This is a genomic window from Microcoleus sp. D3_18_C2 (genome assembly GCF_036702395.1).
Taxonomy (GTDB): domain Bacteria; phylum Cyanobacteriota; class Cyanobacteriia; order Cyanobacteriales; family Microcoleaceae; genus Microcoleus.
In genome coordinates, this window is sequence record NZ_JAUBTG010000113.1 from 1 (window position 1) to 5860 (window position 5860).

7 protein-coding genes and 1 pseudogene are annotated in these 5860 nt (G+C 45.4%); 7 read left to right on the forward strand and 1 reads right to left on the reverse strand.

Annotated elements, in window-relative coordinates:
- Positions 1-63: 63 nt before the first annotated feature.
- The 7 genes from QUA88_RS29000 (at position 64) to QUA88_RS29030 (ending at position 5277) form a co-directional block, all read left to right on the forward strand.
- On the forward strand, positions 64-864 hold the full coding sequence (locus tag QUA88_RS29000) for a DUF4058 family protein (protein WP_333233467.1): 801 nt from the start codon (positions 64-66) through the stop codon (positions 862-864).
- A gap of 89 nt (positions 865-953) precedes the next feature.
- A complete protein-coding gene (locus QUA88_RS29005; protein ID WP_333054708.1) occupies positions 954-1172 on the forward strand; it encodes a DUF3285 domain-containing protein in 219 nt (72 codons plus the stop codon).
- Between the two features lie 205 nt (positions 1173-1377).
- Positions 1378-1914 (forward strand): rRNA maturation RNase YbeY, encoded by a 537-nt coding sequence (gene ybeY / locus QUA88_RS29010; RefSeq protein ID WP_333054709.1) that lies wholly within the window; start codon positions 1378-1380, stop codon positions 1912-1914.
- Positions 1915-2075: 161 nt separating this feature from the next.
- Complete coding sequence (locus QUA88_RS29015; RefSeq protein ID WP_333054711.1) at positions 2076-2585, forward strand: diacylglycerol kinase family protein; 510 nt, start codon at positions 2076-2078, stop codon at positions 2583-2585.
- A 180-nt stretch (positions 2586-2765) separates the two neighbouring features.
- On the forward strand, positions 2766-3353 hold the full coding sequence (locus QUA88_RS29020; protein WP_333054712.1) for an aminodeoxychorismate/anthranilate synthase component II: 588 nt from the start codon (positions 2766-2768) through the stop codon (positions 3351-3353).
- A gap of 367 nt (positions 3354-3720) precedes the next feature.
- Positions 3721-4503, forward strand: a complete 783-nt coding sequence (locus QUA88_RS29025) for an MBL fold metallo-hydrolase (protein WP_333054713.1) — start codon at positions 3721-3723, stop codon at positions 4501-4503.
- A 165-nt stretch (positions 4504-4668) separates the two neighbouring features.
- Positions 4669-5277: a fasciclin domain-containing protein gene (locus QUA88_RS29030; protein WP_333054714.1), complete on the forward strand. Its 609-nt coding sequence runs from the start codon at positions 4669-4671 to the stop codon at positions 5275-5277.
- A gap of 239 nt (positions 5278-5516) precedes the next feature.
- On the opposite strand, the pseudogene QUA88_RS29035 reads toward QUA88_RS29030, so the two are convergent.
- Positions 5517-5786 (reverse strand): annotated as a pseudogene (locus QUA88_RS29035) (ABC transporter substrate-binding protein); the annotation flags it as partial.
- Positions 5787-5860: the final 74 nt, after the last annotated feature.

The following is a 5860-nucleotide window of genomic DNA, read 5'->3' on the forward strand; positions in this document are numbered from 1 at the left end:
TATCAATTACGCACTTGATTTAGCTAAACACTTCATCTTATCATGTTTGAGGTTGAAATTAAGATGCGTTTACCCTGGTTTCCAGGGATGAATCCTTATTTAGAAAGTCCTGAATTGTGGCGTTCGGTTCATAATAGGTTAATAGTGGCGATCGCAGATTTGCTGACTCCGCAACTGCTACCTAAATATTTAGTAGATATCGAACAAAGAATTTATCAAATCAGCGGCGAAGATGCTTTACTAATTGGAATTCCCGATGTTACGATACAGCGCTCACCAACTCCAGCAACCGAGACTACTTCTAATGTCGCCCTTGCTGCTCCGCCAGCCCAATCTTTGAAGGTGAGAATACCTTTACCGATGGAAGTAAAAGAAAGTTATTTGCAGATCGTCGAAACCGAAAATAAAAAGGTAGTGACGGTGATTGAAGTGCTTTCACCAACAAACAAGCGCCCCGGAAAAGGGCGAGAAATGTATGAAGAAAAACGAGAAAAGGTGTTTGGTATTCGCACTCATCTGGTTGAGATTGACTTGCTGCGAAGTTACCAACCCATGTTAGTTTTTGGTAACGATATTGAGGCAAGTTATCGAATTTTAGTGAGTCGCGGAAATCAAAGGCCTTTGGCGGATTTGTACCTTTTCAATTTACCCGATATGATTCCTCAGTTTCCCTTGCCTTTGCGCGCGGGTGATGCGGAACCAATTGTAGATTTACAAGCGTTATTAAATGGGGTTTACGATCGCGCCGCCTATGACTTTAGAATAGATTACACCGTCGCACCCGTACCTGCGCTTTCAGAATCAGATGCTGTTTGGGCGGATGCTTTGTTGTCCGAAACCAGCCTCCGACAATCTGAAACCTAAAAAATCCTACACAAAACGTTACATATTTGTTAACATCGGGACGAGCCTGTCCTCAACAGTCCCTCTCTTAACCTTCTAAACTAACCGTTATGAGTCAACATCCCTCAGCAATTCCCGCCTCCGAAGAGTCCGCCGAAACCCCGACAGCGCCGACAAGCACTTCACCTCCACCGAGTTATGTCAAGCTGGCGATGCGGAACATGGTTCGCAAGCGGGCGACTTCTTTGTTTCATTTTGCCTTGACAGCCGCCGGACTTTTAGGCGTACTCGTGGGTTTGGCTTTTCTCGATCGCTATTTCAATTCTTAATCGAGGATTCCAACAATCAGCCTCTAATTTCTGCTGATGTTTTTGATATTTCTTAATCTGGAGTTAAGCTGATTGTTCTGCCTGACTGTTGCAATCTCTAACAGATTACTGTATCTTGCCAGCAACAGCAAAATCCCCTGCCGTTCGATCGCGCCATTGGAATTTGTAAAAAATTGAATATATCCCTTGACAGGAGAGCAAAAAAATGTTAATAGAGGTGAACGTCGAGGACTGTTACGGGCTCGCCCAGCAGTCAGCCGACGCTTCCAACCTCCCTGAGAGTGCAGCCAGCGGGGAGATTGCAGCCGAAACCTGGGAAAATTGGTTTAGCGTTTGGCTGGAAAACCAGGGGGCGGATGTGCCAGTGGCCCCAGGCTACGAAGTCAGTCTGCGTTTAACCGCCGATAGGGAGATGCAAGCCCTCAACCTCCAGTACCGCCAGCTCGATCGACCGACGGATGTACTAGCTTTCGCAGCTTTAGAGGTAGACTGTCCTCAGCTAGAGGAAATGCAGTCATCTGAACCCCTATACTTGGGTGATATCGTCATCTCGATCGATACAGCTAACCGACAAGCCCAGCAGCAAGGACATCCCCTGAAGACCGAACTAGCTTGGCTGGCAGCCCACGGTTTTCTGCATCTTTTGGGCTGGGATCACCCGGATGAAGAAAGTCTGACTCAAATGCTCGATCGACAAGAAATATTGCTGCGGGCGATCGGTCTTGCGATCCAAACAGCATAACTGAAGTTGATGGTTACTTAACAAAGTATGTCAAGCCCAATATAAATTTCTGAAATTAAACCAAAACTTTAGTAAAAACTTAGAAAAGTTACCTAGACTTGATGAAGTTAATTTCAAAAGTTTAGCTTTCATTCATCTCTGTAAATTAAAGTTGGTTCTTTATGACACTAGATAGACCCTCAATTTCATCACAAATCGCACAGTTTCTGCCCATGCCTCAAGACTCTTCTAGCCAGACAGTCCAGGAGCCTAAAAAAGCCTTGAAATACAACCGAGAGCTGTCCTGGAAAATCGCATCTAGCTTAGCTACGAGTTTTAGATACGCTTGGGGGGGTCTGAGTTATGCTTTTGAAACTCAGCGCAATTTTCGGATTCACACTGTTATTGGCACTTTGGCGATCGGACTCGGCCTATTTTTGCAACTGAAACCTGTAGAAATATCTGTGATCGGCGTCACCATTGGCATAGTTTTAGCCATGGAACTGTTGAATACGGCGATCGAATCGGTGGTAGACTTGACAGTCGGGCAATCTTACCACGAACTAGCCAAAATTGCCAAAGACTGCGGTGCCGGAGCAGTTCTGGTATCGGCAATGGCTGCGATTATCGTCGGTACTGCACTTCTGCTGCCTCCTTTGTGGGCAGTCGTTCAAATTGCGATCGGCAGTTAGTAAATTATTGGCCTCAGCAAATTTTAGGTTTTAGATGACCAATGGGAGGTTTTTAGTTTTATTCGTCTATATTGCAGCTATTTTTATCTTGGGCATCTATCTAAAATCTTAAAACCCTTGCTTTCAGGGAGCGAGTTAACCTAAAATCTAAAATCTAAAACCTAAAATCCAACTTAACCCGTGATTATAGTAATCGATAACTACGACAGTTTTACATACAATTTGGTACAGTATCTAGGAGAACTCGGTGCCCAGTTGCCCGTAGCCAGCGAAGTGCAAGTCTACCGCAACGACCAAATTTCCTTAGCAGAAATTAGGCAATTGCAGCCGGCAGCAGTGGTGATTTCTCCCGGCCCGGGACGGCCGGAAGATGCGGGAATTTCTCTGGAATTAATCAAAGAATTGGGGCCGACTCTACCAATTTTAGGCGTGTGCCTCGGACATCAAAGTATCGGTCAAGTATTTGGCGGCAAAATTGTTTCTGCACCCGTGTTGATGCACGGCAAAACTTCTCAGGTAGAACACGCAGGAGTCGGAGTTTTTCAGGGCGTGGAATCGCCGATGATTGCCACTCGCTATCACAGTTTAGTAATTGAAAAGCAGAGTTGTCCAGAAGTTTTGGAAATTACCGCTTGGGTTGAAGACGGAACTATTATGGGCGTGCGGCACCGGGAATATCCGCATATTGAAGGTGTACAGTTTCACCCGGAAAGTATTTTGACGACTTCGGGAAAGCAATTATTGCGAAATTTCTTGGAACGGCTTTAGGATCGCGAATTAAATAACTTACAATTTTAATTGTTATTGTGGGATGGGCGGGACGCCCATCCCACTTTCAAGAGTGGAAGTTATTTAATTCTCATTCCTTAGTTAAATTTCTCTGAATTTGTAGGGTTCGCTTTTATAGAACCTTACGGTGAGAGTAGGGTACACATTTTCGCACCTGAACCGCCTCAAAAAGGATACAAGCCCCTCACTCCTGTCGTGGTGAACCCCAAATTTTAGACTCATGTTCGAGATTCCAGATTCAATGCTGCAAGTAAATCTAAAATCTAAAATCTAAAATCTAAAATCGACTGGCGGTGTTTTGTGGTATAACAACAGACGACCAACACCCGACAACCGCAATCACAAGATGAAACGGCGACAATTAATACGTTACGCACAGACGGGTTTGCTAGCAGCTTTCTTCACTGGTTTACCATCTGGATGGGAAAGCTATCAAGCTCAAACTGCTGATTCTTTGTCGATTCAGTGGTTGGGCCACACTTGCTTCTTGTTCGCCGGAGGCGGTGCGAGGGTGCTGGTGAATCCTTTTCGCCCCCTGGGCTGTACCGCAGGCTATCGTTCTCCTAAAGTGCCAACAGATTTGATTCTGATTAGCAGCCGGTTGCTCGATGAAGGGGCGATCGAGGGATTTGCGGGCAATCCCGGCCTTTTGTACGAACCGGGGGCTTACAGGTCTAACGGACTGCGGATTCAAGGGATTCGGACCCAAAAAGACCGTGAGGGAGGAAGGCGATTTGGGGTCAATGTGGCTTGGCTGTGGCAGCAAGCGGGCGTTAAGATTTTACACTTGGGCGGAGTTGCTGGCCCGATCGGCATTGAAGAACAAATCTTGATCGGGCGGCCCGATGTAGTGCTGATTCCCGTGGGCGGCGGCCCGAAAGCTTACACTCCGGCGGAAGCGAAGCAAACTTTGCAACTTCTCAAACCAAAGATGGTGATTCCGACACATTTCAAAACCCAAGCCGCCGATGCTGCTGCGTGCGATTTGGTGCCGCTAGATGAATTCTTGGCGCTGATGGATGGTACGCCGGTGCGCCGATTGAATAATGACACGATTTCGCTCAAATCTGCTGACTTACCCCAAACTGGTTCGGTGATTGAGGTTTTGAGTTACAGATTTAGCGGTTGATGCCAGATTTTTTAGGTTGCGTTATATTAAGGAAGTTTTGTTCGATCGGGGATGCAAGAGAATTTTCTCTCTACCTTAGCCTCTGGCAACCTTGCCTTTTGTCGAGATTTGGCTAACATAACAATTCATGTTCACGGTTTTATCTCATAAGGAAATGCAAGCGAAATGAAAAATCAAAATTTACCTAGTTGGATGAAACAACTCACAGGTTTCGCAGGAATAATCGGCGCTAGCGCGTTAATCGGTTTCCCGGCTTGGGCTCACATCACCTCCAACACCAATGTTGCTAATGCAACTCAAACTCAACAAGTTGCAGGAAATGGGAAAACCACTGCTTCACCGGCACCAATGGCTCAGGCTAAGGATATTGTCGCTATTGCATCTGGCGACGCTCAATTCAAGACGCTGACAAAGGCTTTGGGCTCTGCAGGTTTGGTGACAACTTTACAAGGAAAAGGCCCTTTCACTGTTTTTGCACCGACAGACGCGGCATTTGCTGCTTTGCCAGAAGGAACTGTGGAGAATTTGCTCAAACCGGAAAACAAAGCCCTACTTACTAAGATTTTAACTTACCACGTTGTTCCTGGTTCAGTTTTATCTACTAGCCTAAAATCCGGCGATGTAAAAAGTGTCGAAGGAAGTTCGCTGAAGGTGGCAGTTAGCACAGGCAAAGTTACTGTCAGCGGCGCTAATGTTGTGAAAGCTGATATCAAAGCTAGCAACGGCGTTATTCACGTAATTGACAAGGTGCTGATGCCGCCTGATGCGAAGTAAGACTAGCCGTTTTTGTATCAATTGATGTTAGATTCGGTTAAATGAAAGCGAAGTAAGGACACAACATTGTTGTGTCCTTATTTGTATGGCAGGCAATTCCGAATTAATATATAGCAATCGTTGCAGGAGTCGTAAATTTTTTACCCCACCCCAACCCTCCCCTTATCAAGGGGAGGGAGTAAGAAATTTACAAATGATTTAGGATTGCTATAGATAAAGCTTTAGCTAGCTGCGGGTATCTACAAAAATGGCTGCCAACCCTTACCCCGGTAGCCAAAATCGAAGATTTCGGGATGGAGAATTTCTGCTAAAATTTCTAACGAATCAACCAATCTCGGCCCCGGCCGATTAAAGTAAGAATTGCCGTCAGTTAGGTAAACTTTCCCCGTTTTTACTGCTTGCAAATCAGGCCATTCTGCGTATTTAGTTATCTGCCTTGCTTCGCTGCGAGTGCGACTTAAATCAAAGCCGCAAGGCATGAAAATAATTACATCGGGATTAGCTTCTAAGTAGGTAGGCGTAAAAAAACCAAATCATGTTAAGATAAGTAAACACTCAAGATTTGATTTACAAAATCAACAAA

Bases quoted from the DNA above. Each gene is read 5' to 3' on its own strand.
- QUA88_RS29015 (WP_333054711.1), top strand. From the start codon at position 2,076: ATGACACTAGATAGACCCTCAATTTCATCACAAATCGCACAGTTTCTG.
- QUA88_RS29000 (WP_333233467.1), top strand. From the start codon at position 64: ATGCGTTTACCCTGGTTTCCAGGGATGAATCCTTATTTAGAAAGTCCT.
- ybeY (WP_333054709.1), top strand. From the start codon at position 1,378: ATGTTAATAGAGGTGAACGTCGAGGACTGTTACGGGCTCGCCCAGCAG.
- QUA88_RS29025 (WP_333054713.1), top strand. From the start codon at position 3,721: ATGAAACGGCGACAATTAATACGTTACGCACAGACGGGTTTGCTAGCA.
- QUA88_RS29005 (WP_333054708.1), top strand. From the start codon at position 954: ATGAGTCAACATCCCTCAGCAATTCCCGCCTCCGAAGAGTCCGCCGAA.
- QUA88_RS29030 (WP_333054714.1), top strand. From the start codon at position 4,669: ATGAAAAATCAAAATTTACCTAGTTGGATGAAACAACTCACAGGTTTC.